This window comes from Blastococcus sp. SYSU D00669, assembly GCF_054050715.1.
Genome location: NZ_JBJGZV010000018.1, coordinates 57906 through 81312, shown reverse-complemented (window position 1 = coordinate 81312; position 23407 = coordinate 57906). Strand labels below are relative to the sequence as shown.

Below are 23407 nucleotides of genomic sequence, written 5' to 3'. Positions count from 1 at the left end.
GGGGCGGGCGCGCGGTCAGGCGCCCCGTGCCAGGCGGCGGCCCGGCGGCCGCGGGACGGCCGGGCGCAGCAGGGTCTTGGTCTCCGGGCCGACCACGACCAGGTCGGCGCCGTGGGCGGCGGCGGTCAGGGCCTCGAGGACCGGCCGGTCGAGCACCGACGTGCGTGCCCGCCCGTGCACGCCGGTCTCGGCGATGGCGCGCAGCACCTGCGCCTCGACGCGCTCGAGGACGGCGGCGTGCTCGCGCCACGACGGCCGGCCGCCGAGCGGCGCGTCGTCGTCGTCCAGCACGCTGATCGCGACGACGGTCCCCTCCCGCCGGGCGGCCTCGCGCAGCGCCCAGACGAGCGCGCCGTGGCTGGCCGGCGTCCCGTCGACCTCGACGAGCAGGCGGGGGGTCTGGCGGCGGGGGATGAGCGGGCGCAACCGGAGCGGCTCCACGCGGGCGGAGGGATCGGAGGGGGCAGGCGGCTGCTCGTGCTCGGAGGGAAGCCGTCGGTCCTCGCTCATGAACCGAATCGTTCCGGCCGGTTCCGCTGGGTGACAGGGCCCAAGGGCCCAGGGGCGGACGACCCGGTCACGCTCCGGAACGGCCCGCGGGCCCGAAGGCACGCGTGTCCTGACGTGGCGCGCCGTGCCGTTCACACTCCGTCGCCGGGCTCCGTGCGCACGCGGAACACCCAGCGGCTCCCCGGCCACTCGGTGACCGACCACAGCTCCTCGCCGGGGCGGGACCACGCCAGGTCCTCCGGTCCCGGCGGCAGCACGCCCCGGCGGCGCCGCCACCGGCCGGGAGCGCCCACGTGGAGGTCCCCCGGCCGGCCCTCCCCGGTGCTCGCCGTCAGGAACCACCGCGACCCGTGGACGGCGGCCCCCTGCATCCGGACCGGCTGGTCCTCGTGGACCTCGAGCGGCGCGCAGATCCCGGACGCGTCGGTCGCCGGCAGACCGGTCCGCGGGTCGAGCGGGTAGCTCGCGAGGCGGGGGTGCGAGCCCGCCCGGCGGTACTCGCCGACGACGAGCCGTGGCCGCCCGTCCACGGTGCCGACCGACAGGAAGGAGTAGCGCAGGCGGCGCCGGCCGGCGCGCAGCGGCACCCGGAAGGCGGTGACCTGGGGGAGCACGTAGCCGTACCCGCCGCGCGGGGCGCGCAGGACGTCGCCGAGGCGGAAGACCCGCACGCCGGCCAGGGTGTCGGCGACGTGCAGCAGGTCCCCGCAGACGGCGATGCCGCCCGCGTGCACGGGGACGCGACCCAGCCAGGGCGGCAGCCCCGGGAGGCGGCGCGGCACGACCAGCAGGACGTGCCGGTAGCGGGGCCCCGCCGGGGAGGAGCGGTCGACCACCGAGAGGCGGACGCCCTGGGTGCGCAGGCGCCGGCGCTTCGCGTACCAGCTCACCAGCAGCACCCGACCCGACCGCGTGGCGGCCACGCCCTGCGGCCACCAGCCGGGGTCCGACCGGTCGGCCGCGTCCCACGTGAAACCGTCCTCCGCGGCCTCGCCCGGCACCGCGCCCGGTTCCCCCGCGCGGTCGAGGTCGGCGAGGACGCCGTCCAGGCCGACCCGGGGCAGCCGAGCGGCCAGACGGTCGACCCGGCGGCCGCGGTGCCGCGTCGCTGCCAGCGCGAACGGCGGGACGGCACGCACGGGACCCATCCTCGGGCGGCCGGTGTCGCCGCGCGCGCTGTGCGCCGCTCAGCCAGCGGGCTCGGGGGACTGCCGCCATGCTGGGAGGTCTGCGGCGGCCGGATGCATGCGGGCGGGGCCGTGACCGGGGAGCACGGACGGCGAGGGGGCGACGGGGATGAGGGTCACGGCGGGCCGGGCGGACGCTGCGGCGGGTGCGCGGGCACCGGCGCGGCGGTCCCTCCCGTCGGCCCTGCTCCAGGCCGTGCGGGTGCGGCAGTGGCCCAAGAACGGCCTGGTGGTGGCGGCGCCGCTGGCCGCGGGCGTGCTGTTCCGGCCCGACGTCCTCCTGGACACGGCGGTGGCCCTCGTCGCCTTCGTCCTCGCCTCGTCGGGCACCTACGTCCTCAACGACGTCGGCGACGTCGAGCGCGACCGCATCCACCCCCGCAAGCGGTACCGGGCCGTCGCCAGCGGGGACCTGCCGCTGCGGCTGGCGACGGTCGCCGGCCTGGTGCTCCTGCTCTCGGCCGTCCTGGTCCCGCTGCTCAGCGGCTACTACTCGCTGACCGCCTGCATCGCCACGTACGTCGTCCTGACCTGCCTGTACAGCCGGTGGCTCAAGCACGAGCCCGTGGTCGACCTCGCGGTCGTGGCCACCGGGTTCCTGCTCCGGGCGATGGCCGGGGGGCTCGCGGCCGGGCTCGACCTGTCCCCCTGGTTCCTCACCGTGGCGTCGTTCGGCTCGCTGTACGTCGTCGCCGGCAAGCGGTACTCCGAGCTGGTCAACCTCGGCGACGAGGGCCCGTCGATGCGGCCGTGCCTGCAGAACTACTCGGCGAGCTACCTGCGCTTCGTCTGGACGGTGGCCGCCGCCGTCCTGGTCGCGACGTACTGCCTGTGGGCCTTCGAGGTGTCGGCGGCCCACGACCCGGGCTCGTCCGCGCCCTGGCTGGCCTTCTCCGTGGCGCCGTTCGTCATCGCGGTGCTCCGGTACACCCTGGCCATCGACCGCGGCGCCGCGGGCGAGCCCGAGGACATCGTGCTGCACGACCGCGGGCTGCAGGTCATCGGGCTGGTGTGGCTGGCCGTCTTCACCGTCGGTGCGCTCGGTGTCTGACCGCGCCCCGAGCGGCGCGGCGGGCGGCGGTCGGCGGCTGCTCGCCGGCTGGGGCGGGACGGCGCCGACGGCGGCGCGGGTCGTGCCCGTGGGGGCCGACGACGCCGCGGTGGCCGTCGCCACGGCCGGGGACCCGCGCGGCGTGGTCGTCCGCGGCCTCGGGCGCAGCTACGGCGACGCGGCGCAGAACGCGGGCGGGACGGTGCTCGACCTCACGCCGCTCGACGCGGTCCGTGCGCTCGACGCCGAGCGGGGGGTGGTCGAGTGCGACGCCGGGGTCAGCCTGGACCGGCTCATGCGGCTGGTGCTGCCGTTCGGCTGGTTCCCCCCGGTGACGCCGGGCACCCGCTTCGTGACGGTCGGGGGAGCTCTCGCCGCGGACATCCACGGCAAGAACCACCACCGGGAGGGCGCCTTCGCGCAGCACGTGCGCTGGATCGACCTGCTGACCGCCGACGGTCAGGTGCGGCGCGTCGGCCCCGAGCAGGACCCTGCGGCGTTCTGGGTCACCGCCGGGGGGATGGGGCTGACCGGCGTCGTCCTCCGGGCGTCGATCCGGCTGCTGCCCGTCGAGACGGCGTACGTGTCGGTCGACACGGAGCGCGCCGTCGACCTCGACGACCTCTTCGCCCGCCTGGCCGCCACCGACCACCGGTACCGCTACTCGGTGGCGTGGATCGACCTGCTGGCCCGCGGGTCCGCGCTGGGCCGGGCGGTGCTCACCCGAGGCGACCACGCCCCGCGCGCGGCGCTCGGGCGGCGGCACCGGGCGGATCCGCTGCGCTTCGCGCCCCGGCCGGTCGCCACGGTGCCCGGCGCGGTGCCCGGCGGGCTGCTGCGCCGCAGCACCGTCCGGGCGTTCAACGAGCTCTGGTACCGCCGGGCGCCCCGGGAGCGCCGCGGCGAGGTCCAGCCGCTGGCCACCTTCTTCCACCCGCTGGACGGCCTGCTGCGCTGGAACCGCGTGTACGGGCCGGACGGGTTCCTGCAGTACCAGTTCGTCGTCCCCTTCGGGCAGGAGGACGTCGTCCGGTCGGTCGTCGAGGAGCTCAGCGCGGCCGGTGCGCCCTCGTTCCTCGCGGTGCTCAAGCGGTTCGGTCCCGCCGATCCCGGGCCCCTGTCGTTCCCGCTGCCCGGCTGGACCCTCGCGCTGGACGTGCCCACCCGCACGCCGGGCCTCGCCCCGCTGCTCGACCGCTTCGACGAGCTCGTCGCCGCTGCCGGGGGCCGGGTGTACCTGGCGAAGGACTCGCGACTGCGGCCGGAGGTGCTGCCGCAGATGTACCCCCGGCTGGACGAGTGGCGGGCGGGCCGGGACCGCCTCGACCCGGGGCACGCGTTCTCCTCCGACCTCGCGCGGAGGCTGGGCCTGTGATCAACGCCGTCGGCTCCCCGCAGTCGCTGCTCCTGCTCGGCGGCACGTCGGAGATCGGGCTCGCCGTCGCCGACCGGCTGGTGCGCGACCGCACCCGGCGCGTCGTGCTGGCCGGCCGCGACCCCGTCGCGCTGCGGGCGGCGGGGGAGCGGCTGCGCGCGGCGGCAGCGCCCGCAGCGCTGGACGTCACCGTGCTGGAGTTCGAGGCGCACGACCGGGCGTCCCACGCCGCCGTCGTCGAGCAGGCCTTCGCCGGGGGCGACGTCGACCTCGCACTGCTCGCCGTCGGCGTGCTCGGCGACCAGCAGCGCGCCGAGCGGGACGCCGACCACGCCGTCGACGTCGTCACCGTGAACTTCACGGCGGCCGTCTCGCTGGCGATCCCCCTGGTCAGGGCCCTGCAGGCGCAGGGGCACGGGGTGCTCGCCGTCCTCTCCAGCGTCGCCGCCGAGCGGCCGCGGCGGTCCAACTTCGTCTACGGTTCGGCGAAGGCTGGACTGGACGCGTTCGCCGGCGGGCTCGGCGACGCACTGCACGGGTCGGGGGTGCACGTGCTCGTCGTCCGGCCCGGGTTCGTCCGGACGCGGATGACCGCGCACCTGCCGCCCGCGCCGATGAGCACGACGCCGGAGGCGGTCGCGGCGGCGGTCCTCGCCGGGGTCCGCTGGCGCAAGGACACCGTCTGGGTGCCCGGGCGGCTCCGCCTCGTCATGAGCGCGCTGCGGCACCTGCCGCGCTCCGTCTTCCGCCGGCTCCCCCTGTGACCGCGGAGCAGCCGGAGGAGGGGCGGGGCCGGGCGCTGGGCAGGGAGGCGTCCGGGTTCGCGCTGGTGGGCGCGTTCGGCCTCGCCGTCGACATCGGCGGCTACAACGCGCTGGTCCACCTGGGCGGGGACGGCCTGCTGGACGACCAGCCCCTGCTCGCCAAGACGATCTCGCTCGTCGCGGGCACCAGCGTCGCGTACTTCGGCAACCGGTTCTGGACCTACCGCGACCGGCCCCGCGGCCGGATGGCGGTGGAGTACACGCTGTACATGGCGCTGAGCGCCGTCGCGCTCGGGCTGTCCCTGGTCTGCCTCGCGGTGTCGCGCTACGTCCTCGGGCTCACCAGCGCGGTGGCCGACAACGTCTCCGCCAACGTCGTCGGGCTCGCCCTCGGCAGCCTCTTCCGCTTCCTCACCTACCGGCGCTTCGTCTTCCCCGAAGACCCGGCGCGGGGGCCGGCGAGGTCCCCGCGGCGCCGGCGGCGGGCCGGCGTCCCGGCCGGCTCAGGTCGGTGACGTGCCGGGGCGGCGGCGCAGCCGCCCCAGGACGTCGGCCCAGCGACGGCGGGCGTCCGCCGCGTCGGCCTCGGCCTCGGCCTCGCTGACCGGCGCCCGGCGGAACTGCCCGGTGCCCCAGCCGGCGAGCCCGACCGCGATGGCGGCGATCAGCACCCCGGCGATGTCGTCGACGACGTAGTGCCAGCCGAAGTAGACGGTGGCGAGGACCGTCAGCCCGAAGAAGACCCACATCAGCGAGCGCACCGCCCGCGACGTCAGCACGAACTGCGCGATCAGCGCCGCGGTCAGGATGATCGACACGTGCAGCGACGCGAAGGCGGCGATGCTCTGCACCCGGTCGGTCGCCTCCGGGTCGGTGACGACGATCGAGCGGGACACCAGCAGGCTCTCCTGCAGGGCCGACGTGCCGGTCTCGGGCAGCATCGAGAAGAGGCCGGGCTGGGCGTACACGGGCCCCATCGAGGGGAGGAGGTAGTAGCTCGCGGTGCCCAGCGACCAGTTGAGGCAGAGCGCCGTGACGTACCAGCTCGCCTCGCGCGAGCGGCCCCGGGTCACCAGGGCCAGCCCCAGCGAGGCGGGCACGAACACCAGGAACGCGAGGTAGACCCAGGACAGGACGTGCGCCGCCACACCCGTGCCGAGGACGTCGTGCAGGTACTGCGCCGGGGGGACGTCGCCGAGGAAGGCGCTGTCGAGGGCCCGCAGCTCGTCGTCCACCAGGTTCGGCCGCAGCAGCGGCAGGTAGTGCTTGAGGTTCCGGTAGGCGACGTAGGTGCCGTAGAAGGCGGCGAGGCCGATGAGCACCGGGCGCAGCCGCCGCCAGGGCCAGCGCTCGCGCCAGACCTCCACCGCCGCGGACCGGAGCCCGCGCAGCGAGCGCGTCCGCCGCAGCGCCCGCGGCAGCACGTCGGCGGCGAGCAGCAGCCCCGCGATCAGCGGCAGGCGGACGTAGGTGGGGCCCAGGAACCCGTCGGGGTCGCGCAGCGGCAGCCCCAGCACCAGGGCGCAGACCACGGCGACGATTCCCGTGACGAGAGCGACCGCGACGGCCAGGGCGTAGGCGCGGTCGCGGACTTCTCGCTCGGCAGCCTCGCTCATCCCTCGCTATCTTCACTGAATCGGAGCCCGCTAGCACGTCGTCCCCGACCCGCCGGCCAACACTGGATGAACTCGGAGGGTCGTGAGGACGATCACCGTACCGCCCGAGGCGGCCGCATCTCCCCGGGCACGCGAGGGGACGACGCGGTCGGGCGTGGGCTGGGCCGTGGCCGGGCTGGGCGCCGCGGTGCACCTGGCGTTGTGCTGGCTGTTCCGCGGCTTCCTCACCGACGACGCGTGGATCTCCGTCCGCTACGCCGAGAACCTGGCCACGGGTGCCGGGTTCGGGTGGAACCCGGACGGGCCCCGCGTCGAGGGGTTCAGCAACCCGCTGCTCGTCGCGATCGAGGCGCTCGCCCACCTCGTGGGCTGGTCGGCACCCGGCGCGGCCCGCCTGCTCGGCGTCGTCAGCGGCGTGGCCTGCGTGGCCCTCGTCTACGCCGCCGGCCGGGCCGTGGTCGGCGAGCGCGCGGCGCGGATCGCCGCACTGCTGACCGGGTGCAGCGCGCCGTTCGCCCTCTGGGCCGTCGGCGGCCTCGAGACGCTCCTGGTCGCGCTCGCCCTCACCGCGGGCACGCTCCAGGTGGCCCGGCCCGACGGCGGCCGGCCGGCGCTGGCCGCCGCGGCGTTCGCGGTGCTGCCCTGGCTGCGTCCCGAGGGGCTGGTGATCGCCGGGGCGGTGGTGGCGCTCGGCGAGCTCCCGGGGCTGCTCCGGGCGGCGACCCGCCGGCGCGCGGTGCGGCGGGCCCTCGTGCTCGGCGGTGTCCCCCTGGCCTCGCAGGCCGTGCTCGAACTCGTCCGCCTGGGCGTCTACGGGCACCTGCTGCCGAACTCGGTGCTCTACAAGTCAGGAGCCGGGGACGGCACCACCGTGCTCGGCAAGTTCCTCGAGGAGGCCTGGCCGGCCCTGGCGCTGGCCGCGGCCGGCGCCCTGCTGCTGCGCGGGCGCGGGCGGCTGCTGGCCGTGCCGCCGGTCGTCTACGCGGCCGGGTCGATCGGCACGCTGGACAGCGCCAACGCGTACAGCCGCTTCTTCATGCCGGTGTGGCCGCTGGTGGCGCTGCTGGCCGCGGTCGTCGTCGGGTTCGTCGTCGCGCGGCTCGCGCGCCGCGGCGGCCGGTTCTGGGCGGTGGCGCTGCCCGCCGTCGCCGCCGCCGGGCTGCTGGTGCTGCCGCCGGCCGACGCCCGCAGCGTCCAGGCCACGCAGCAGGCCTACCTGGACTGCCGGGTCGCCGCCCGGGAGTCGGTGCTCGCCTGGCTGCGCACGACGCCGGAGGACACCACCTTCGCCATCTCGGACGCCGGACTGGTGCCGGCCCGCGCAGGAGGGCGGACCGTGATCGACAACTTCTTCCTCAACGAGCCGCTCATCCAGGAGACCGGCCGGCTCCCGGTCCGGGTGCGCGCCGACCTCGTGCACCGTCGCGCGCCCGACGTGCTCGTGCTGGCCAGCCGCGAGGAGCGCCGGTTCGAGGGCTACTACCCGACCGACCGGGCGATCCACGACCACCCCGGCATGGCCGACTTCCGCCTCGCGCACGTGGCACAGGGGCAGGAGCCCTGCGGCTACACCCTCATGGTGTTCCAGCGGTGATCGCGGAGATGCGGACGCTGCCGAACGTCCTCACCTGCCTGCGCCTGCTCACGGTGCCGTTCCTCGGGGTGGTGCTCATCTCCGGGGGAGGCACCGCGGCGGGCCGGTGGACGGCCCTCGCGCTGTTCGTGGCCGCCTCGCTCACCGACCTCGCCGACGGCTGGCTCGCCCGGCGCCGCGACCAGTGCACCGCCTTCGGCGCCCTCGCCGACCCCATCGCGGACAAGGCGCTGGTGGCGACGGCGCTGGTCTGCCTGTCCGCCCGCGGGCTGGTGCCCTGGTGGGCGACCGCGGTGGTCCTCGCCCGCGAGGCGGCCGTGACGCTGCTGCGCATGTCGGTCCTCTCCCACGGCGTCATCCCGGCCAGCCGCGGCGGCAAGGTGAAGACGGTGGCCCAGACGACGCTGATCGTGCTCGCCCTGGCCGCGCCCGGGTGGACGGCGCTGCTGTCGGTCGTCGTGGTGGGCACGGTGGTCTGGACGGTCGTCACCGGCCTGGACTACGCCGTCAAGGCGGGCGCCCTGACGCGGTCCGCGGCGTCCGGCCTGCCGGTGGCGTCCGGCCCGGGTCCGGTGCTCCCCGGCGACGTCAGCAGGCCGGACGCGGCGCCAGCTGCCGGGTGAGGTCGCGGCGCAGCCACACCGGGCTGCCGCACACCTCCGCGACCACCCGGTACTCCTGGTCGAGGAGGGCGCGCAGCCGTCCGCCGTCGTCGATGCCCCAGGCGTTCAGACCGGTGACCTCGACGACCCACGTCGGCGCGTCCGGGCCGGCGAGCGTCGCCCGCAGCCGGGACTGGTCCGGGTCGAGGGTGCGCATGGGCACGCTCCACAGGTAGGGGTAGGGCGAGGACAGGTCGGCGGTCTCCAGGACCGAGGGCAGCCCGTAGGCGACGAAGCCGGTGTCGCCGGCCTCCCGCGAGGCGGCGAGCCACTCGCCGATCCGCCGGCCGGGTCCGGCGGGGTCGGTCGCCGGGACGGCGGTCGTGACGACGGTGCCCACGACCGCGGCGGCCACGACCGCCCTGCCCGCCCCGCGCATCCACGCGCCCGGGCGGGACGGCGAGGGGGCCAGCAGGCCGGCCGCGAGGACCCCGGCCGGGGCGAGCTGGAGCAGGTAGGGCGGCCAGAAGCTGCCGCCGGCCGCGATCGCGGCGAGGCCGAACACCAGCAGGGCGGTCACCGTGCCGGCCGCGGGCAGCCCCCGCCGGGTGCGGCCCGCGGCGAACCACGTGAGGACGATCGGGAGCAGACCGGTGACCAGGCCCAGCACCAGGAGCAGCCCGGCCCTCCTGATCGACGCGTCGGGCTCGTCGGACCAGATGACGTCGAACGCGGCGCCGCGGAAGCCGACCAGGTCGCGCCAGGCCGCGGCCGGGTCGATCCCGGCCGCCGCCAGCCACAGCCACCCCGCCCCCACGACGAGCCCGGCACCGAGGGCGGCCGCCGCCCCGAACCGGACGGCGCGTGCCCGCGCGGCACCGCCGACCCGCCAGCAGGCGGCGACGACCAGGCCGGTGAGGAAGAGCACGCCCTCGAGCAGGTTCTGCTTGACCAGCGGCGCCGCGGCCGCGACCGCCCCGGCGGCCAGCGCCCACCACGGCCGGGACCGGGACTCGGCGTGCCAGGCGGTGAGCGCCAGCGCGAGGGACGCCATGACCAGCGCCGCTCCGAACAGCTCGCCGTCGGCCTGGTCGGCGGCCAGTCCCGGCGAGCACACCACCCCGGCCGCGACGACGGCCGCCCAGCGCCCGCCGGACGGACCGCCGAGCAGGTGGCCGGCCCGCCAGCCGGCGAGGACGAACCCGACGACGAACGGGATCGCGAGCACGCGGACGGCCTGGTCCCACTCCACCAGCGCCGCGACCCGGAAGATCAGGAGGAGCAGCGGCGGGCGGTCGACGAAGTGGTCGCCGTACAGGAACTCCCCGCCCGTGTGCCACCGCCGGGCGACGAGCAGGTAGCCGCCCTCGTCGTTGCGCAGCGGGCGCGGCACGTGGAGCGCGCGGACGGCGACCACGGCGAGGCAGAGCGGGACGAGGAAGCGCCGCCGCGGCCCGGCGGGACCGCGCGTGGCCGGCTCGACGTCCCGGGTCGACGAGGTCACGCGCCATTCAACCGTCCGAGGGCGCCGGGTGTGCGCAGGACCACCCCGGCGGTAGGGTCCGGTCGTGGCAGCCCTGGTGGCCGCGGCGGTGGTCGCGGCCCTGCACATGGCGTACCTGGGCTACATGGTGTTCGGGGGCTTCCTGGCCCTGCACCGGTTCGCGTGGATCTGGCCGAGCGTCGTGTCGACCCTCTACTCGGTGTACGTCACCGTCACGGACTTCCGCTGCCCGGTCACCGCCATCGAGAAGTGGCTGCTGGAGCAGGGTGGGCGGACGCCGTACGAGGGCAGCTTCACCGCGCACTACCTGCGCGACACCCTCTACCCGGCGCAGTACGAGAACGCGGTCTGGCTGACCGGCATGGGCATCGCGGTGTGCTCGTACGTCCTCGTCCTGACGCGGCGCCGGCGGCACGTCCTGGCCGGCCAGAGCGCCTGACACCTCCGGGGACGGCGACGCCCCGGGCACCTCGGGGAGGGGCGCGGGGCGTCGGTGCGAGCGGGTGAGGGGAATCGAACCCCCACTGTCAGCTTGGGAAGCTGAGCAATGCTCCGGCATACCCGCAGGTCAAGCGCTTGAAGCTGCCTCCTGGGCGCCGTTCGTGTCCCGTACGTGTCCTTCGCGCTTCCGAAGGGCCACGACCGAGCCGGTCAGGACGCCGTCCAGAGCCCGCGCGATCTCGTCGTCGCGGTGGTCGAGCGCGTGCTGGTAGCGCATCGCTGCCGCGGGGGTGGAGTGGCCCATGCGCCGCATCAGCTCGGCCGTCGTCGCGCCGGTCTGCGCCGCCCAGGTGGCGCCCGTGTGCCGCAGCTCGTGCGGTCGCACCGGCGGCAGCCCGCAGGCCTCCACGGCCCGGCGGAAGACCTGGCCGAAGTTGGCCGAGTGCAGGAAGGTGCCCGCGCTCGTGCCGAACACCAGCGCGTCGGGGGAGTCGGGCACGTAGTGCTCGAGGTGGTCGGCCAGGACGTCGGCCAGCGACGGCGGCAGGCTGACCGTGCTACGGCCCGCGTCGGTCTTCGGGTCGCCGACGACCCACTGCCCGTCGAGGTAGCGCACGCCGCGCTCCACGCGCAGTCGGCGGCCGTCGTCGAGGACGTCCGACCGGCGCAGCGCCGTGGCCTCGCCGAAGCGCAGGCCCGCGTAGGCCAGCACCAGCACGAGCGCGCGGTACCGGTCGGTGCGCTTGTCTGGCCCAGATGCTCGCCGAGCTGGCTGACCTCGGCCGTCGTCAGCGCCCGCGACGGCCGGGCCGCCTTCGGCGTGCTGGCGTTGCGCAGCCTGCAGGGGTTGGCGGCGAGCACCTCGTCGGCCACGGCCACGCCGAGGATCGAGCGCAGCAGCCGGTAGCTCTGCGCCAGCGCCGTGGCGCCGGTCTTCTTCGCGGCCTTCAGGTGCCACGAGCGCACCGCTGCGGGCGTCACGGCGCCGACCGGTGCGTCGGTTCACTCCTCGGCGAGGTGAAGCCGCCACAGGCCCGAGTACAGGGCTCTCGTGCTGGCGCGCAGGTCATCGCGGGCCAGGTACTCCTCGGCGTACTCGCCGACCGTGCGGCGGCCGGCCTTTGGTGCGCGCCAGGCTCTGCGCACGAGGTCGGCCTGCTGGGTCGCCAGCCAGGCCTGTGCATCGCTCTTGGTGTCGAAGGTGCGTGATCGGCGCTTGCCATCGGGCCCGACGTACCTGGCCCGCCAGCGGCCCTTCCGGGCGCCGAAGGTCCTCTGTTCGCCTACCTGAGCGGCGTACCGTCGGTCGCGCCGCGGCTTCCCCCCGGGCAATAGCACCGGGAGGAGGGAAGTCGACGTGTCCGCCGAGAACCGGCTCACCGCCGGGGAGCTCGCCGCCCTCTCCCCCGGCGACCAGGTGGTCATCGAGACCAGCGGCGACTTTCGCCGCCCCCGCCGTACGGCCGGCACCGTGATCCGCATCGAGGGCCCGACCATCGTCGTCACCGCCCGCAGCGCCCGCGGCGTTGCCTATGTGCATCATTTCGGCCGCCGCGACGGCGTACGCGCCGGTGGCGGCCGCCAGGCCGAGCTCGTCCACGCCGCCGTAGATTTGCCGGCCACCAGCGAGGAGCGCCGCGCGCAGATGCGCGTCGACGCCGCCTACCGCGCTTGGGCCCGCAACCGGGGCGACGTCGAGAAGCTCCGCGAGCTACAGGCCGCCGTCACCGAGGTTCTCGCCGAGGACCTCATCACAGCCCGCTGAGCATCTCCGCGACGAATGACTCCCGGTTGACTGTGCACGCGATTGCGCCGCGGAAGACTGGCCCGCTCACGTGGCACTGGCGAGCCATCATCCCGAGCAGCTTGTCTCCGATGTCCTTCCCCGGAGCCTGATGGCTGATCTTGGTAACCGCCACGACCTTTCCGTCGTGCTCGTACTCAAAGACCTCGTGATCGGTGTGCGACGCCTGAAAACCGAGCTTGCTCGTGAGGGTCTTCTTGACGTTCTTCGCCGAAGCGGGCATCAGACCCAGGGGAAGTCGTGCTCAAGCCTCAGGAGGTCGTGCAGCAGCCGCTGGTGCAGCCGCTCACGGTTCGCGCGCAGGTAGGCCACATGCTGCTGCAGGGCAGCACGGAAGTCGTTGAGCGCCTCGGAGAGAGTGGAACCGGTCCCGACGACCTGGTCCTCGTGATCCGACACGAGGTAGGTGCCATCAGCCTCTCGGTCGATTGACACGGGGAGGCGATGCAGAGCCACGGGTCGAGTGGCGACTTCAACCCCAGGGAAACCCTTGTGGCTGCGTGCAGCGGCACTGACAGCCGTCCGGTCCGGCACGGACGGCGTCGATGAGGTTCGCAGGTCGACTGCTGCCGTCACTGGTCATCCTCCCTTCCGATGCCAGGTAGTCCGTAGAGGTCTAGGTACTTCTCGTAGTTCTCGCGGAGGGCGGCGATGAGTCCGGGGATCACACCTACCGGCAGGATCAGATCGGCCACCGCTTCTGGCGCGATCGTCCCAGTCTCCGCCAGATGGGCTGTCTCAGGGCCCGGACGCGGCGCCTTCAGTAGTGCGAAGGTCAGCCGGAAGTCGAAGGGAGTGTGGCCGACGTTGGCGAAGTTGGCGTACGTCGGCCGCAGGTAGTCCGGGACGTCCATCGCCCCGATCTCGATTGACTGTGGCTGCTCGTCAGCCATCCTTCACCTCCCGTCGCTGCGCGCTCATACGTGTCGCTCTGAGCGACCTCGCGTCAACCGTCGCTATCGGCAGTTCCTATCAGCTTCTTCATTGGAGCGACTCGGGACTACCTGTCAGTCCGCCTTGTCACCCGCACGGGTTGCGCTCCGGACTCGCTGTCCCTCGATGACGCGACGCTCGCCCGGTACAGGAACCAGACCCGTCCCAACTCATCCGCGCTCGACTCTGGCCCTGTCACCGTCAACGTCGACCAGTCAGGCGTCGTTCCAGGCGTTGAGCAGCCGGTGACGCAGCTCCGCACGCAGCCCAGCCGTCGCCCGCTCGAGGTGCGGGTACGGCAGCGCCGTCGACGCCTCGAACGCGGTCACCGCGCGATGAAGTAGACGACCAGGAGCAGCACGGCCAGCGCGATGTGGATCCAGGTCAGGACGAACCAGACGTGGGCCAGCTTGGCAATGCGCTCCAGCGCGTCGGTCTGCGCCTCGGCCCCTCGGCTCTGAGCGGATAGCTCGCGGCGGATGCCGTCGATGACGTCTAGCATCAGGCCGCGGGCATCCGCGGGGCTTATCCCAGTCTCCACGCCACCATGCTCAGCCAGCCGCGTCGGTGGCAGAACTGCTAAACCCCCGCTTGTCACCCCCATAGGGGTAGCGAGCGGGGCTCCTTCGTCGTTCGCGCCCGCGACGCTTGCGGGGACGCGCTCGTATGGCACGCCGCCCGACGCGGTCGCTTGCATCCCCGCTGGCTTCGCCCGACTAACGATCAGCCGAGGGAGAGGTCGAACTCGTAGCCGTTTCCGGCCAGCTCTGCCTGGCTGTAGGTGATCGCGCCCCGGGAGCCCACTTCAGCGGAGTAGAAGGCTTCCCCGAGCCGGACGTCGCGGACGATGACGCTCCACAGGCAGTTGACGCCGCTGGCGTTGGAGCCTCGCCCGAGCGAACCGGCGCCCAGGATTTCACCGGTGCCGCTCTTGATCGTGACCGGGGTACCGGGGCCAATGTCGCTGTACCCGCCTTGGCCGATGCAGCCGGCGGCAGCCGACTTGGCATCCTCTAGGAGGAAGTTCACGATGATGTCACGGTCCTCGGGACCGCTGCTGGCGGCAGGCGCCTCAGTGGGCGACTCCGCTTGAGCCGTGACGGCATCCTCCGCCTGAGGGGAGGGCGAAGGGATCAGCACGACGGCCAGCGCGGTCGCCAATGCGACGACGAGCACCCACGGCACGATTACCGGCAAGTTCCGCCGCCACCACGGCCGGCGCGCGGGCGGGGTCCACATAGGCGTCGAAGGCGGTGGACTGGGAGGTGGCGGAACCGCTACCCACGTCACCGGCTCGTACGAACCACCGGTGTCCGGACCGCCGTAACCCCCGTAGTGCGACATCCGAGGTCGCCTCCCACTATCCCCCTGCCGACGGTGGCCGGGACCGTACCGGACCATGCCGCGCTCTAGTGGCTCGAGCGTTACGGCCGCTGACGAGAACGCACCGTTCCAGCGAAGGGTCAGCCAATGAGCGTGTCGTAGGACAGCCCCGGAATCATGTACGCCCGGTCCAACGCGGCGGTCCACTGGTCGCTTGATTCACTGACTGCGGTGAAGCAGGCGCTCCATTCATCATCGGCTGGCCCCGGGTTGCGCGCGCAGGCGTCGTCCACCTCCTCGCGCGCCTCCGTGTAGGCCTCGAACCCGGCGACCATCCGCTCGTGGTCGATCTCTTCCCCCTCGGGCGGCGTGAGGCCCTCGATCACGGACGCGAATGCGACCCAGTCCGATGTCGGAGCGTCGTGATGGGATCCGCCTTCGGGATGGGTAGCGCGGAAGGCCTCGATGACCTGGTCGGCGTACTCCTCGGCGTCCGTGGCGACCTCTGAGGCTGCGGACGACTCGACTCGAGCCTCGGATTCCGGGTCACTGCCGCAGCCGGTGAGCAGGAGGCCGGCCTACGGCGAAGAGGATGGCGAGGTTCCGATTACGCACGGTGCGGGATCGTGCGTCAAGGCTCTGCCGGTGTCCAGCGCGACGCGCTCGATCGCCGCGCCTCTACATGGTCGCCGGCTACCTCGCCCGACGCTCAGGACTTCGCGATCGACCAGGGGCCGTCGGCCTCCACAACGAGCACGATGGTCCCCTCCGGGAGCAAGGTCTCTCCGCTGTACGCCCCGATCTCGTTGACCAACAGGTCTTCGCTGTCGCCGTACGCCCAGACCGCGAAGTTGCCTTCGCCCTGGTGGGTAAACGTGACGGGCGTAAGTCCTTCGGCGACCCCTCTGACGAGGATCACTCCCGCACCCTGCGCGCTGTAGGGCGCTGCGCCGTCCCATGCGGGTGCAGAGGTGAACGGCGCCGAGACGACAGTCCACTGTCCGTCCGCTTCGATCTTGAGAGCGGCCACGTCCTCGCCCTCAAGGAAGTTCAGCGGCACCACGCCGGAGTACGAGCCAATCGTGTTGACGAGCAGGTCGATGTCCTGCCCCTGCGCGTTGACGCTCCACACGGCGAAGTTGGACTCCCCGTCGTGTGTGATGGTGACGATGCGCGGATCTGTGGCCACCAGCGTCACCACGGACGCTCCTGATCCGGAGTACTGCTCGGGGGCCGCGGGCGGGGGTGGCGCCGGCGTGGTTGGCGCCGGCGTGGTCGGCTCGGCAGCCGGCGCCTCATAGTCGAAGATCTCGCCGCCCAACTTGTCGCCGAGCGCCTGGCAGGCGTCAGTGTTGGCGGAGGCGTCGACGGACCAGGCGCCCTCGTCGCCTTCCCCGCGCCCCAGGACCCAGCAGTAGCCGGTGTCGCCGCCGATCGAGGCGATGATGTTGGACGTGGCGTCGTCGCGCGTGAACGCGTCCGGCCAAAGGTTGAGCGTGAGCTGTCCTCCCGCTACGTCGCAGGTCCCGACAGCGGTGGAGCGGCCGATGACGCCGGATTCCGCAAAGCCGGTGCAGTTAACCCCGCTGTCGACGATGGCGTCGTGCAGCTCAGCGATCGACTCGTAATTCTGCGTGCCGTCGGTCGCACGCTCGGACGTGCTAGCAGGCGTGCCTGCTCCCACGGTCATGTTGCTGCAGGCGGCAAGTGATGCGATGACCGTGAGCAGCGGCCAAGTTATGCGACGCACGTAGCCCCCCGATCATCCGGTGGTGGCCGGGACCGTACCGGATTAGCTGGTCTCGTTAGCTAGCTCGAGCGCTGCGCCCGCTGGCGAGTCGGCGAAGCCCCTAGAGGCCTCATCGAGGCAGCCCATGTCGAGTCGACCAGGTGTGGAGTGCGATATGGGTCGCTGGGCTGGGCGGATGCCGCGTCCCGCGTGTCCTTCGCGTGTCCGTGTGGGCGGATACGGGCGGGAAATCACGGGGTCTAGCGGGCAATGAGCAGGGCCCCCCGGAGGTGTCTCCGAGGGGCCCTGGTGGCGCTGATCTTGGCTTTCGCCAGAGCGGGTGAGGGGAATCGAACCCCCACTGTCAGCTTGGGAAGCTGATGTTCTGCCATTGAACTACACCCGCAGGTGACGCCGAGAGTACCCGGCAGCGGGCGGGCGGCGGCACCCACCCACCCCCGGGCTACCGCCGCATCTCGGCGAGGAAGCCGGTCGCCTCCGAGCGCAGCCGCTCCGCCATGGCCGAGAGCCCGGTGGTGTAGGTCCGGTCCGGGCCCAGGGACGCCGACCCGTCGACCGCCGCGGCGATGCCGTCCACCAGGCCGTCCATCTCGCCGACCGTCGTCCCGACGGTGCTCATCGCCGTGGCGACGTCGTCGCAGGCCTGCCGGATCTGCTCGACCTGGGCGGTGACCCGCTCGGTCGCCCGGCCGGTCTGGTCGGCCAGGTCCTTGACCTCGGAGGCGACGACGGCGAAGCCCTTGCCGGCCGCGCCGGCGCGGGCCGCCTCGATCGTGGCGTTGAGCGCCAGCAGCCGCGTCTGCGCCGCGACGCTGTCGATCACCGCGATGATCTCCTTGATCTCGGCCGACGAGCGGGTCAGCGACGCGATGGTCTGCTGGGCGCGGTCGACCTCGGCGGTGGTCGCGTCGGCGGCCGTGGTCAGGCCCGAGGCGGACGCCGACAGCTCGGTCGACGCCGTCGCCACCTGCTCGGACATCGCGAGGACGACGGACTCGAACCCGTCGGCCAGCTGCAGCCGGGAGGTCTGGGCGTCGGTGACCTGGGCGGCGGTGTCCCGCATGGCGTCGCGCGCGGTGTTGATGTCGACGGCGCCCTGCCGGAACGCGCCCTGCAGGCCGGTGACCAGCACCCGGCGGTGGAAGCGGTTCTCGGCGGCCGAGGTGAGCGCGGCGCTGGACTCGCGGACGAAGGCGTCGGAGACGTCCAGCGTGCGGTTGACCGCGTCCTGCAGCGCGGTCAGCTCGGGGACCTCCGTCGAGCCGGGCACCGGGCGGCAGCGCGCCTCGAGGTCGCCGCGGGCGGCGGCCTCCAGGTCGCGGGTCAGCTGCCGGACGAAGGCGCGGTAGATCTCGAGCTCGGCGTCCCGCCGGTCGCCGTCGCGCGGGCGCAGCATCGCCATCTCAGGCCTCTTCCTCGCTGATGATCGCCCAGATCAGGTCCTCGTACGACGCCGCCGACCGGGCGATCACCTCCTCCAGCAGCCGGGACGACGCCTCGACCGCCGCCCGGCCGTGGGGGTGCCGGCGCTCCTCGGCGAGCAGCTGCTCGTAGACCGGCCGCAGCCGTGCGATGGCGCCGGGGGAGGGCAGCCGGCGGTTCGAGTGGTAGCCGACGACCCGGCCGCCGGCGCCGTAGGACGGCGTCACGTGCGCCAGCACCCAGTAGTGGGCGCCGTCGGCGGCCAGGTTGTTGATGTAGGCGAAGATCTCCTGCCGCCGGCCCAGGGTGTCCCAGAGCAGCTTGAACACCGCCTTGGGCATCCCGGGGTGGCGGATCAGGTTGTGCGGCCGGCCGACGACCTCGTCGAGCCGGTAGCCGCTGACCCGCAGGAAGACGTCGTTGGCGTAGGTGATGACCCCGCGCGGATCGGTCTTGGAGACGATCAGCTCGTCGGCGCCGAACCGCCGTTCGACGCCGGACGGCGCCGCGCCCGGGCGTCCCGGTCTCGGGGTCCCCCGGGCGGCAAGGGTGTCCAGCACGCGATCCTCCACGTCCGTCCGACGACGTCCGGATCGTTCTCGGCAGGAGGTCGCGCACCACGCACCCGAACGGCGGGAAACGGGACGAAGGTCCCACCTCCCGCCGCCCGGGTGCCGACGGGGCCTACGTCAGTAGGGGATGCCGGTGCAGGACCTCGAGCAGTCCACCGACCAGATGCCGCGCAGGCCGCTGAACTTCGCCGACGGGACCAACCGCTCGCCGCCGGGCCCCTGGCGGACGCCCGGCGCCGCGGTGCCGCCGGTGCCGCCGTCCGAGCCGGTGCCGCCGTCCGAGCCGCTGCCGCCGCCGGGCCCTGGCGAGCCGCTGCCGCCGCCCGATCCTGCCGAGCCGCTGCCGCCCGGGCCCGAGCCGCTCCCCGCGCCCTCGACGTACTCGAGCGCCTGGGCGAGGACGGTGCTGCGGCCGTCGGGGGCGAACACGGCGACGTCGTAGACCCCGGCGACGCGGGCCGGTGCGGTGAACACCAGCTCGGTCGCCGTCGCCCGGACCACCGTGGCGGCGGTGGTGTCGCCGATGCGCACCCGCGGGTTCGCCGGCAGGGCGCCGCCGGTGACGGTCACCCGCGTCCCGCCGGTCGTGCCGACGCGGTGGGGGCTGATCGAGGTGATCCGGAACTCGCCCACCGACGGGTAGACGGTGCTCCCGCCGACGCCGGGCGCCGACCCGCTGCCGGGAGGCGTGGAGGTGCCGCCGGAGCCGCCGCTCCCCGAGCCGCCGGAGCCGCTGCTCCGCTGCCGCCCGGGGTGCCCGGTGCGGCCGGCCCGGTGCCGCCGTCGGACGGCGGGGTGCCGGTGCCCGAGGAACCGGAGCCGGAGGAGCCCGAGCCGGGGGAACCGGAACCGGAGGAGCCGGAGCCGGTCGAGCCCGAGCCCGTGGTACCCGAGCCCGTCGAGCCCGAGTCCGTGGAGCCCGAACCGGTCGAACCGTAGCCCGTGGAGTCCGAACCGCTGGAGCCCGAGCCGCCGGACGAGCCCGAGCCCGGCGCGGCCGACCCGGACGAGCCGGAGCCGCCGGAGCCCGAGCCGCCGGACGAACCGTTCCCGGTCGAACCGTTCCCGGTCGGACCGGGGGCCGGGGAGCCAGACCCGGACGAGCCGGAGCCGCCGGAGCCCGAGCTGCCCGAGCCGCCGTCGTCCGACCCCACCGCCGTGCCGACCAGCAGCGGCGCCGCGTACGGGCGGTCGAGGGGTCGGCCGTCGAGGAGCAGCTGCGCGGTGAGCACGTACCGGCCGTCGCCGAGCCCCACCGAGGGGTCGAGCTCCAGCGTGCCGACCGACGGCCGGCTGCCCAGGTCGAACGCGACCGAGCCCTCGTCGTCCGTGGTCGCGGTGACGCCGCCCATCGTGACCGCCGCGCCCGACAGGGCGTGGACGTCGCCGGCGTCCTCCATGCCCAGGCCGAGCTCGACCGAGTAGGCGCCGGCGCCGTCCGGGCCGGTGGCCGTCACGCGCGGCTCCACCACGCCGGCCTCGGCGGTCATGGCGGTGAAGGTGTAGCGGACCTCGGGTGCGGCGCGCTCGGCCAGCGAGTCCAGCGTGAGCCGGCCGCCGGTCACCGACCTCCCGGCGAACGCGGCGACCGGGTCGACGTCCGCGAGCAGCCGCGTGCGCAGGTCCCCCGCCGTCGCCGCGGGGTCGACCGCGCGGTGGAGCGCGACGGCGGCGGCGACCTGGGGCGCGGAGAAGGACGTGCCGGACACCAGCCGGTAGCCGCCGTCGTTCCAGGTCGAGAAGACCAGCGTGCCCGGCGCGAACAGGTCGACCGACGTGGCGCCGTAGCCCGAGAAGTCGCTGACCGTGTCGCCGGCCGTGGACGAGCCGACGGTCACCAGGTTCGGGTCGGTCAGGCTGGCCGGGTAGACGACCGAGGTGTCGCGGTCGAGCGAGTCGTTGCCGGCCGCCGCGACCACGACGACGCCCTTGCTGTGGGCGTAGGCGATCGCGGCCCGGAGCGCGTCGAGCGCCGGGCCGCCGAACGAGCCGCCCCAGGAGGCGTTGACGATGGCCGCGCCGTGGTCGGCGGCGTACCGGATCGCCTCGGCGCCCAGGTAGACGTCGACGGTGTCCCCGGCGCCGATGACCAGCGGCATGATCCGCACGTCCGGCGCGATGCCGGCCGATCCCTCACCGTTGCCGGCACGGGCCGCGATGACGCCGGAGACGCTCGTGCCGTGGGTGCCGTGCGCGCCGTTGTCGACGTCGGCCGAGTTGGTGGCGAAGTTCCAGCCGTGGCAGTCGCCGGCCTTGCCGTTGCCGTCGGTGTCCACGGTGCCGCAGTTCTCGCTCGGGTTGGTCCAGACCGCGCCCCGCAGGTCGGGGTGGTCGGAGTCGTAGCCGCTGTCCAGGACGGCGACGACGACCCCCGCACCGGTGCTCGTGGCCCAGGCGTCCGGCGCGTCGGTGTCGGCGTCGGCGCGGGCCGCCTGCCCGTAGGCGTTCGAGCCGGTGTTGTCGAGGTTCCAGCCGTAGCTCGGCCAGAACGGGTCGCTCACCGTGCCCATGAGCGGCACGGACGGCGACACCTCGACGGCGGTCACGCCCGCCACCCGCTGCAGGTCGGCCGGCGTCAGCCCCTCCGTCGCCACCAGGGTGCGGCCGTCGGAGAGCTGCTGCGCGTTCACCACACCTGGCAGGCCGGGCAGCTCCGCGGCCGATCCGGCGGCGGCGGTGACGACGTAGCGGGTCAGCCCGTCGCCGGGGCCGAAGTCCTCGGCGACGGCCACCGAGGGCAGCGCCAGGGCGGAGAACGCCGCAGCTCCGGCGTAGCCCGCCACCGCGGCCGCCACGAGGACGACCGCCTTTCCCCGCGTGCCCGACATCGAGCTCCCTCCGCGACGCGCGCCGTCCCCGGCGGTTCCGGGGGGCGGCAGCCTGCGTGCGCAGGGCAGACGTCGTTCCGGTCGCCAACGGCAGGCCTCCGGGGCGCGTTGAGGACCGTGGCCGCAGGTTCGCTCGATCCGGTGACGACCGGCGGCGGTCGGGCGGCCGGGACGGGCGTGGGAGACTCCGCGCCATGCTGCTGTCCGACCGCGACATCACCGCCGCGATCGCCGAGGGCCGGCTCGGCATCGACCCCTACGACAAGGCGATGGTGCAGCCGTCCAGCATCGACGTCCGCCTCGACCGGTTCTTCCGGGTGTTCAACAACGCCCGGTACACCCACATCGACCCGGCGGAGCAGCAGGACGACCTGACCACGCTGGTCGAGCCGGAGGGCGACGACCCGTTCGTGCTGCACCCCGGAGAATTCGTGCTGGGCTCCACCCTGGAGGTCGTGAGCATCCCTGACGACCTGGCCGGCCGGCTGGAAGGAAAGAGCTCGTTGGGGCGCCTCGGGCTGCTCACCCACTCGACCGCCGGTTTCGTCGACCCCGGCTTCTCCGGGCACATCACGCTCGAGCTGTCGAACGTCGCGAACCTGCCGATCACGCTGTGGCCGGGCATGAAGATCGGCCAGCTGTGCCTGTTCCGGCTGACCTCGCCGTCCGAGCACCCGTACGGCTCACCGGTCTACGGGTCCCGGTACCAGGACCAGCGCGGTCCCACGCCGTCGCGCTCGTTCCGCAACTTCACCCGCGCCGAGACGCGTCGTCCGGCTCCCTGAGGTGCACCGGCGCCTCGGCGCCGGCCACCTCGATGCACTCCTCCTGCCGGCCGGCCGGTGACCAGCCGGGGACGCGGGTCTCCACCTCGTCGTCCACGTAGCGCTGCCGGGTCACCACCCAGCCGGCGGCGCCGAGCAGGGCCACGCCGGCGAAGGCCAGCACGAACATGCCGGTGTAACCGCCGGTGAGCCCGCGCAGCACGCCGACCAGCAGCGGCCCGGCACCGGAGAGCAGGTAGCCCCAGCCCTGCGTCACCGTCGAGAGCGCGGCCGTGGTCTCCGGGGTGCGGGCGCGGAGGCCGATGAGCGTCAGCGCCATCGGGAAGGTGGCCAGGCCCAGCGCCAGGACCAGCATCCAGAGCAGGGCGGCCGCCCGCGGCGCGACCCACAGCCCGGTCCAGCCGACGACGTAGCAGGCGAGGAAGAGGGCCAGCAGCGGCCGCTGCAGCCGCGGCCGGACGGTCAGCACCGGCACGATGCCGTTGAGCGGGATGGTGATCACGGTGTTGATCGCCAGCAGCAGCCCCGCCGTGGCAGCCGGCAGCCCGCTGTCGCGCAGGTACTGCGGGATCCAGCCGATGATCACGTAGGCCTGCATGGCCTGGACGCCGAAGAACAGCGCCATCGCCACGGCCAGCGGGCTGCGGACCAGCGGCCGCATCCGCACCCGCGTGTGCGAGCCGCGGGAGGCGCCCGGCCGGGGCGGCACGAACAGCCAGGGGACGGCGGAGACCACCGCGAGCACCGCCCACATGCCGAGCGCCCAGCGCCAGCCGTCCTCGGCCCCGACGGAGGCGACCACCTGCTGGGGGAGCAGGGCCGCCAGGCCGCCGCCGACGCTGAGCGCGGCGCCGTACGCGCCGACCAGCAGGCCGGTGCGGGTGGGGAAGTACCGCTTCACCAGGCTCGGCAGCAGCACGTTGCCCAGGGCGCCGCCGGCCATGGCCAGCACGGTGCCGACCAGGAAGAGCGCGAAGTCGTCGACGACGGCGCGCAGCACGAGGCCCGCGGCCATCGTGAGCAGGCCGCCGGCGAGCACGTGCGAGTCGCGGAAGCGGGCCGACAGCGGCGGGCCGGCGAAGCCGAGCAGCGCGAAGCAGACCACGGGCATCGTGGTGATGACGCCGGCCGCGGCGCTGGAGATGCCGAGGCCCTGCTCGATCTCCTCGAGCACCGGGCCGACGCTGTTGACCGCCGTCCGCAGGTTCAGGCCGGTCATCACGATGGCGACGGCGATGAGCAGGAGGCCGCGCTGCCGGCTCGTCCCGGGTGCTGCTGACGTCGAGGCCGGGGCGGTGGAGCTCACCGGAGGATCTTCCTCCTCCCGTCGGGACGCCCCGGCGGCG

At 74.1% G+C, this 23407-nt stretch carries 27 protein-coding genes and 2 tRNA genes; 9 read left to right on the top strand and 20 right to left on the bottom strand.

The features are described 5' to 3' along the window. Positions 1–15: 15 nt before the first annotated feature. Together ACI8AF_RS14485 and ACI8AF_RS14480 are read right to left on the bottom strand one after the other, a co-directional pair. A complete protein-coding gene (locus tag ACI8AF_RS14485) occupies positions 16–510 on the bottom strand; it encodes a universal stress protein (RefSeq protein WP_456540421.1) in 495 nt (164 codons plus the stop codon). Between the two features lie 131 nt (positions 511–641). Continuing rightward, positions 642–1649 carry a hypothetical protein gene (locus ACI8AF_RS14480; RefSeq protein WP_456540420.1) on the bottom strand — a complete coding sequence of 336 codons (1008 nt, stop codon included), beginning with the start codon at positions 1647–1649 and terminating at the stop codon, positions 642–644. Between the two features lie 157 nt (positions 1650–1806). On the opposite strand from ACI8AF_RS14480, the gene ACI8AF_RS14475 reads away from it, so the two are divergent. The 4 genes from ACI8AF_RS14475 to ACI8AF_RS14460 are packed head-to-tail and all read left to right on the top strand — an operon-like array spanning position 1807 to position 5402. Continuing rightward, positions 1807–2748, top strand: coding sequence for a decaprenyl-phosphate phosphoribosyltransferase (locus ACI8AF_RS14475; RefSeq protein WP_456540419.1), 942 nt, complete (start codon positions 1807–1809; stop codon positions 2746–2748). Next, positions 2741–4123, top strand: coding sequence for an FAD-binding protein (locus tag ACI8AF_RS14470; protein WP_456540418.1), 1383 nt, complete (start codon positions 2741–2743; stop codon positions 4121–4123). Before ACI8AF_RS14475 ends, ACI8AF_RS14470 begins: the two co-directional genes overlap by 8 nt. Then, entirely contained in the window at positions 4120–4887 is a 768-nt protein-coding gene (locus tag ACI8AF_RS14465) for a decaprenylphospho-beta-D-erythro-pentofuranosid-2-ulose 2-reductase (protein ID WP_456540417.1), read from the top strand. The genes ACI8AF_RS14470 and ACI8AF_RS14465 overlap by 4 nt, the downstream gene beginning before the upstream one ends. Continuing rightward, positions 4884–5402: a GtrA family protein gene (locus ACI8AF_RS14460; RefSeq protein WP_456540416.1), complete on the top strand. Its 519-nt coding sequence runs from the start codon at positions 4884–4886 to the stop codon at positions 5400–5402. The genes ACI8AF_RS14465 and ACI8AF_RS14460 overlap by 4 nt, the downstream gene beginning before the upstream one ends. Here ACI8AF_RS14460 and ACI8AF_RS14455 read toward each other — a convergent pair. Beyond that, on the bottom strand, positions 5391–6503 hold the full coding sequence (locus ACI8AF_RS14455) for a phosphatase PAP2 family protein (RefSeq protein WP_456540415.1): 1113 nt from the start codon (positions 6501–6503) through the stop codon (positions 5391–5393). The two genes, ACI8AF_RS14460 and ACI8AF_RS14455, sit on opposite strands and share 12 nt — an antisense overlap. 82 nt (positions 6504–6585) lie before the next feature. On the opposite strand from ACI8AF_RS14455, the gene ACI8AF_RS14450 reads away from it, so the two are divergent. Continuing rightward, positions 6586–8097, top strand: coding sequence for a hypothetical protein (locus ACI8AF_RS14450; RefSeq protein WP_456540414.1), 1512 nt, complete (start codon positions 6586–6588; stop codon positions 8095–8097). Next, on the top strand, positions 8094–8720 hold the full coding sequence (pgsA, locus tag ACI8AF_RS14445) for a CDP-diacylglycerol--glycerol-3-phosphate 3-phosphatidyltransferase (protein WP_456540413.1): 627 nt from the start codon (positions 8094–8096) through the stop codon (positions 8718–8720). The genes ACI8AF_RS14450 and pgsA overlap by 4 nt, the downstream gene beginning before the upstream one ends. On the opposite strand, the gene ACI8AF_RS14440 is transcribed toward pgsA, so the two are convergent. After that, complete coding sequence (locus ACI8AF_RS14440) at positions 8686–10203, bottom strand: hypothetical protein (protein WP_456540412.1); 1518 nt, start codon at positions 10201–10203, stop codon at positions 8686–8688. The genes pgsA and ACI8AF_RS14440 overlap by 35 nt on opposite strands. A gap of 64 nt (positions 10204–10267) precedes the next feature. Here ACI8AF_RS14440 and ACI8AF_RS14435 point away from each other — a divergent pair, with 64 nt between their 5' ends. Beyond that, the gene (locus ACI8AF_RS14435; RefSeq protein WP_456540411.1) at positions 10268–10642 is read left to right on the top strand and encodes a DUF2784 domain-containing protein; all 375 of its coding nucleotides are present in this window, start codon (positions 10268–10270) and stop codon (positions 10640–10642) included. A 59-nt stretch (positions 10643–10701) separates the two neighbouring features. Here ACI8AF_RS14435 and ACI8AF_RS14430 read toward each other — a convergent pair. The 3 genes from ACI8AF_RS14430 to ACI8AF_RS14420 all read right to left on the bottom strand — a co-directional run bounded on the left by ACI8AF_RS14430 (position 10702) and on the right by ACI8AF_RS14420 (position 11790). After that, positions 10702–10768 (bottom strand) — tRNA-Gly (locus tag ACI8AF_RS14430). Positions 10769–10771: 3 nt separating this feature from the next. Next, complete coding sequence (locus ACI8AF_RS14425; protein WP_456540410.1) at positions 10772–11602, bottom strand: tyrosine-type recombinase/integrase; 831 nt, start codon at positions 11600–11602, stop codon at positions 10772–10774. A 44-nt stretch (positions 11603–11646) separates the two neighbouring features. Continuing rightward, positions 11647–11790 carry a hypothetical protein gene (locus tag ACI8AF_RS14420; protein WP_456540409.1) on the bottom strand — a complete coding sequence of 48 codons (144 nt, stop codon included), beginning with the start codon at positions 11788–11790 and terminating at the stop codon, positions 11647–11649. 211 nt (positions 11791–12001) lie between these two features. Between ACI8AF_RS14420 and ACI8AF_RS14415 the strand changes: the two genes are divergently transcribed. Continuing rightward, positions 12002–12409, top strand: a complete 408-nt coding sequence (locus ACI8AF_RS14415; RefSeq protein ID WP_456540408.1) for a hypothetical protein — start codon at positions 12002–12004, stop codon at positions 12407–12409. Here the strand turns inward: ACI8AF_RS14415 and ACI8AF_RS14410 are convergent. The 12 genes from ACI8AF_RS14410 to ACI8AF_RS14355 all read right to left on the bottom strand — a co-directional run bounded on the left by ACI8AF_RS14410 (position 12396) and on the right by ACI8AF_RS14355 (position 21276). Beyond that, positions 12396–12671 carry a hypothetical protein gene (locus ACI8AF_RS14410; RefSeq protein ID WP_456540407.1) on the bottom strand — a complete coding sequence of 92 codons (276 nt, stop codon included), beginning with the start codon at positions 12669–12671 and terminating at the stop codon, positions 12396–12398. The genes ACI8AF_RS14415 and ACI8AF_RS14410 overlap by 14 nt on opposite strands. Continuing rightward, the gene (locus ACI8AF_RS14405; protein WP_456540406.1) at positions 12671–13024 is read right to left on the bottom strand and encodes a hypothetical protein; all 354 of its coding nucleotides are present in this window, start codon (positions 13022–13024) and stop codon (positions 12671–12673) included. The genes ACI8AF_RS14410 and ACI8AF_RS14405 overlap by 1 nt, the downstream gene beginning before the upstream one ends. Next, on the bottom strand, positions 13021–13341 hold the full coding sequence (locus ACI8AF_RS14400) for a DUF3467 domain-containing protein (RefSeq protein ID WP_456540405.1): 321 nt from the start codon (positions 13339–13341) through the stop codon (positions 13021–13023). The genes ACI8AF_RS14405 and ACI8AF_RS14400 overlap by 4 nt, the downstream gene beginning before the upstream one ends. 365 nt (positions 13342–13706) lie before the next feature. Beyond that, positions 13707–13883: a hypothetical protein gene (locus ACI8AF_RS14395; RefSeq protein ID WP_456540404.1), complete on the bottom strand. Its 177-nt coding sequence runs from the start codon at positions 13881–13883 to the stop codon at positions 13707–13709. 221 nt (positions 13884–14104) lie between these two features. Next, complete coding sequence (locus ACI8AF_RS14390; protein WP_456540403.1) at positions 14105–14557, bottom strand: hypothetical protein; 453 nt, start codon at positions 14555–14557, stop codon at positions 14105–14107. Between the two features lie 287 nt (positions 14558–14844). Then, positions 14845–15090, bottom strand: coding sequence for a hypothetical protein (locus ACI8AF_RS14385; RefSeq protein ID WP_456540402.1), 246 nt, complete (start codon positions 15088–15090; stop codon positions 14845–14847). A 323-nt stretch (positions 15091–15413) separates the two neighbouring features. Further along, on the bottom strand, positions 15414–16454 hold the full coding sequence (locus ACI8AF_RS14380; protein ID WP_456540401.1) for a hypothetical protein: 1041 nt from the start codon (positions 16452–16454) through the stop codon (positions 15414–15416). A gap of 314 nt (positions 16455–16768) precedes the next feature. Next, positions 16769–16839, bottom strand: a tRNA-Gly gene (locus ACI8AF_RS14375). A 57-nt stretch (positions 16840–16896) separates the two neighbouring features. Further along, the gene (locus tag ACI8AF_RS14370) at positions 16897–17856 is read right to left on the bottom strand and encodes a methyl-accepting chemotaxis protein (RefSeq protein WP_456540400.1); all 960 of its coding nucleotides are present in this window, start codon (positions 17854–17856) and stop codon (positions 16897–16899) included. Position 17857: 1 nt separating this feature from the next. Continuing rightward, the gene (locus ACI8AF_RS14365) at positions 17858–18436 is read right to left on the bottom strand and encodes a PAS domain-containing protein (protein WP_456540399.1); all 579 of its coding nucleotides are present in this window, start codon (positions 18434–18436) and stop codon (positions 17858–17860) included. A 129-nt stretch (positions 18437–18565) separates the two neighbouring features. Further along, the gene (locus tag ACI8AF_RS14360; protein WP_456540398.1) at positions 18566–19081 is read right to left on the bottom strand and encodes an IPT/TIG domain-containing protein; all 516 of its coding nucleotides are present in this window, start codon (positions 19079–19081) and stop codon (positions 18566–18568) included. After that, positions 19015–21276, bottom strand: a complete 2262-nt coding sequence (locus tag ACI8AF_RS14355) for a S8 family peptidase (RefSeq protein ID WP_456540397.1) — start codon at positions 21274–21276, stop codon at positions 19015–19017. Before ACI8AF_RS14355 ends, ACI8AF_RS14360 begins: the two co-directional genes overlap by 67 nt. A 194-nt stretch (positions 21277–21470) precedes the next feature. On the opposite strand from ACI8AF_RS14355, the gene dcd reads away from it, so the two are divergent. Continuing rightward, positions 21471–22061 (top strand): dCTP deaminase, encoded by a 591-nt coding sequence (gene dcd, locus ACI8AF_RS14350; RefSeq protein WP_456540396.1) that lies wholly within the window; start codon positions 21471–21473, stop codon positions 22059–22061. Here the strand turns inward: dcd and ACI8AF_RS14345 are convergent. Next, positions 22027–23367, bottom strand: coding sequence for a CynX/NimT family MFS transporter (locus tag ACI8AF_RS14345; RefSeq protein ID WP_456540395.1), 1341 nt, complete (start codon positions 23365–23367; stop codon positions 22027–22029). The two genes, dcd and ACI8AF_RS14345, sit on opposite strands and share 35 nt — an antisense overlap. Positions 23368–23407: the final 40 nt, after the last annotated feature.

What these genes read in the sequence shown, in the direction of transcription:
- ACI8AF_RS14485 (WP_456540421.1), bottom strand. Translation starts at nt 510, where the DNA reads ATGAGCGAGGACCGACGGCTTCCCTCCGAGCACGAGCAGCCGCCTGCC.
- ACI8AF_RS14455 (WP_456540415.1), bottom strand. Translation starts at nt 6,503, where the DNA reads ATGAGCGAGGCTGCCGAGCGAGAAGTCCGCGACCGCGCCTACGCCCTG.
- dcd (WP_456540396.1), top strand. Translation starts at nt 21,471, where the DNA reads ATGCTGCTGTCCGACCGCGACATCACCGCCGCGATCGCCGAGGGCCGG.
- ACI8AF_RS14400 (WP_456540405.1), bottom strand. Translation starts at nt 13,341, where the DNA reads ATGGCTGACGAGCAGCCACAGTCAATCGAGATCGGGGCGATGGACGTC.
- ACI8AF_RS14370 (WP_456540400.1), bottom strand. Translation starts at nt 17,856, where the DNA reads ATGGCGATGCTGCGCCCGCGCGACGGCGACCGGCGGGACGCCGAGCTC.
- ACI8AF_RS14395 (WP_456540404.1), bottom strand. Translation starts at nt 13,883, where the DNA reads ATGCTAGACGTCATCGACGGCATCCGCCGCGAGCTATCCGCTCAGAGC.
- ACI8AF_RS14355 (WP_456540397.1), bottom strand. Translation starts at nt 21,276, where the DNA reads ATGTCGGGCACGCGGGGAAAGGCGGTCGTCCTCGTGGCGGCCGCGGTG.
- ACI8AF_RS14410 (WP_456540407.1), bottom strand. Translation starts at nt 12,671, where the DNA reads ATGCCCGCTTCGGCGAAGAACGTCAAGAAGACCCTCACGAGCAAGCTC.
- ACI8AF_RS14475 (WP_456540419.1), top strand. Translation starts at nt 1,807, where the DNA reads ATGAGGGTCACGGCGGGCCGGGCGGACGCTGCGGCGGGTGCGCGGGCA.